General features: G+C 37.4%; 2 protein-coding genes. Both read right to left on the bottom strand.

All coding sequences use genetic code 11. The annotated features are described in order from the left end of the window. Positions 1-659: 659 nt before the first annotated feature. On the bottom strand, positions 660-1,769 hold the full coding sequence (locus Q0543_RS14915; protein ID WP_299254836.1) for an IS91 family transposase: 1,110 nt from the start codon (positions 1,767-1,769) through the stop codon (positions 660-662). Further along, positions 1,748-2,542, bottom strand: a complete 795-nt coding sequence (locus Q0543_RS14910) for a tyrosine-type recombinase/integrase (RefSeq protein WP_299254834.1) — start codon at positions 2,540-2,542, stop codon at positions 1,748-1,750. Before Q0543_RS14910 ends, Q0543_RS14915 begins: the two co-directional genes overlap by 22 nt. Between the last annotated feature and the right edge of the window lie 238 nt (positions 2,543-2,780).

Genomic DNA, 2,780 nt, shown 5'->3' with positions numbered 1-2,780 from the left:
CTCGGTTTGACAGTTGAATCGTCCGCAATCCGCCACTAGGCATATGCGTAACGTTGCCAACAATTTCACAACAGGGTTTTCTAATCAGCTTAATATTTTAACGGTTTGATTTGAACTCTAATTGAGTTCTTTCTTTTGCTTCGGCTAGATCGATTTCGAAGATTTGATCTTAATAAATCGAATTTCGAATATTCATTTCATTTTAATTTTTGTGTTATTTGATTATGCGTTCTAATCGGATTCAGATTCGCTTAAATGGATTGATTCGACACCAAAGCATAAAATATAAAATGGCTTTTAATAAACTGCAGCTTGACCAAATTGGATTTGTGTTCTATCGGATATTTTTTTTAATATGATAATCGGATTTTGAATCGGCTTTTTCATTCGTTTTTAATAAATGCATTAGCACTTTAAGAGAGTTTTTATTTAAACTGTTGGCAATAACTAAGGCTTCGTTGGGCATGAAAAGCCAACAATGAAGCCGCTGTTGAACGTAACCTTCGGTAGTGGTGCTTGTTAGATAGTATGGATTTGTCGTAGAAAGTAAAAAGTAATATAGAAGCAGAATTTAGGTTCTGCTTTTTTTATTTTGTTGAAATAGATAAAAAGTACTTCAATTATTTCAATTAGGTACAAAGCTTCCCTTACCCATAAAATTAATTTTTACAGGGAACTAAGGTTTGGCGATCGCCCAAATATTCAGGCGGTGGCCCACGCTTGTCGAAGAGTTCTATGGTAATTAATCTTCCTACCTTACAACACGGACAAGCTCTGAATATAGATTTAGGTTTTTCATCAGGTCTTTTTACATGTAGACTATCTTGTAATTGTTTTAATTTATTTCGTTTCCATGTGCTACTCAAGAAGCCATAGTGTCTGATTTTTACAAAGCGCTTGGGTAAAATATGTAATGCAAAACGTCGTATAAATTCACTATGGGGCAAGAGCATCGTTTTCTTTATGCCACCATTTTTGTAATCTTTATAAGAAAACAAGACACCTTTTAGATCCACAGAACTTAACCTGTGATTCGATATAGCAATCTTATGCGTGTATCTGCCTAAGTACTCAACCACCGCGTGTGCAGAACCAAACGGACGCTTTGCATACACCACCCAAGGTTTCTCAAAGAGTTTATTTCGTAGTGTTTTGTCAATGCTTATTTTAGCACTTAATTCAGCAACAAACTTCGCACGAAATACTTTTGAAAGTGCTTTTACCGAATACAGAAACTTACCATCAGAGCGTATGTTTTGCCATTGCTTACTTTCTGTTACACCACCACCAGGTACGATGCAATGTAAATGCGGATGCAGACTTAAATTTTGTCCCCAAGTATGTAAGACTGCGATCATGCCTTGTTGCACATGATTGTTTTTACCAAATGCAGCTAAGGTCTTCCAAGCGGAACTAAATAGGGAGTCGTAAACCTCACGTGGTTTTCTTATTGCGAGTGTATTGAGCTCATGAGGAAGTGTAAAAACAACATGAAAATATGGCACAGGTAATAGCTCCTGCATGCGTGCCTGTATCCAATCTTCTTTATTTTTACCTTGACACTTTGGACAATGACGGTTGCGACATGAATTGTAACTGATGCTTATTTTTCCGCACGAATCACAAGCATCAATATGTCCGCCCAATGCAGCCGTTCTACAAACACGTATAGCAGACAATGTGCGTAGTTGCCATGTGTTTAATCCAAGATGTTCAATACCTGTTCCCAGTTGCTCTAATACATGCGCTACTTCGAATTTGGCGTGCATTGCTCAAAGAGCGTGTCCAGAGGACTAAACACTAATGGTCGTCCGCATTGAGCCACATGCAGATATTCCATCGTGGTCTCAATGTTTTCATGTCCGAGCAAGTTTTTTAGAGAAACAATATCAAGACCATCTTCGAGTAAATGTGTTGCGTAGGTATGTCGCAGTGTATGTGTATGCACATCTTTTAAAATGCCCGCACGCTTGGCTGTTTCTTTAACAACCCACTGTACACCTCTTTGCGAATACCTACAATCAAAGTCTCCGCCTGCTATTCCGTTGGGTTGTCCGTTGAATAAATATTCTACAGGCTTTTCTGTATTTATGTACAGTTTCAAACCTCGAATCAAATGTTCGGATAAAGGCAGGTATCTATCTTTCTTATTTTTACCTTGAACAACTTTTAATTGCTTTCGATCAAAATCAAGATCTTGGATACGGAGATTTCTAGCTTCCATGCACCGTAAGCCGCAGCCATACAGCAAACCAATAAGTATTTTATGTTTTAAGAGTTGACATTGCAGGAGCATGCTCCAGACTTCTTGTTTACTTAAAACAACCGGTAGTTTCTTTTCCTGTTTGATTTGAGGAAGTTTTAAAAAAGTGTAGTCTAATCCTTCCGTCTTAAGTAGAAATCGAAGTCCGTAAACGGTGTGTTTAAAATAAGTTTGAGAGGGTGTTTTCGATCGCTTTTGCAGAAGAAACAAATATTCATGAATTTGTTCGGGATCTAATTCTGTAGGGATTTTGCCAAAATGTAAACTTATATTGGCCATATGACTGGCGTAGTTTCTAAAGGTGGTTTTACTTCTACCTAAAACAGACATACTACGCTGATATCGATGCATCAGCTCGGTAAATTGTGGGACCTCAGCTTTTGCTCTTTCTAGAAGATTACCCATTTTAGGTTCTTCTACATTTGTTTTTTTGTCATGATGATAATTATATGTTACTTTAGTAAATATACTATTTCTAGTTACGCCAAGCTACCGAAGGTTTCGTTCAACAATAGGT

This window comes from uncultured Cytophaga sp. (assembly GCF_937863595.1).
GTDB lineage: Bacteria > Bacteroidota > Bacteroidia > Cytophagales > Cytophagaceae > Cytophaga.
The sequence above is the reverse complement of the archived record's forward strand: the minus strand, read 5'-3'. Positions and strand labels throughout refer to the sequence as shown.

What these genes read in the sequence shown, in the direction of transcription:
- Q0543_RS14915 (WP_299254836.1), bottom strand. Translation starts at nt 1,769, where the DNA reads ATGCACGCCAAATTCGAAGTAGCGCATGTATTAGAGCAACTGGGAACA.
- Q0543_RS14910 (WP_299254834.1), bottom strand. Translation starts at nt 2,542, where the DNA reads ATGGCCAATATAAGTTTACATTTTGGCAAAATCCCTACAGAATTAGAT.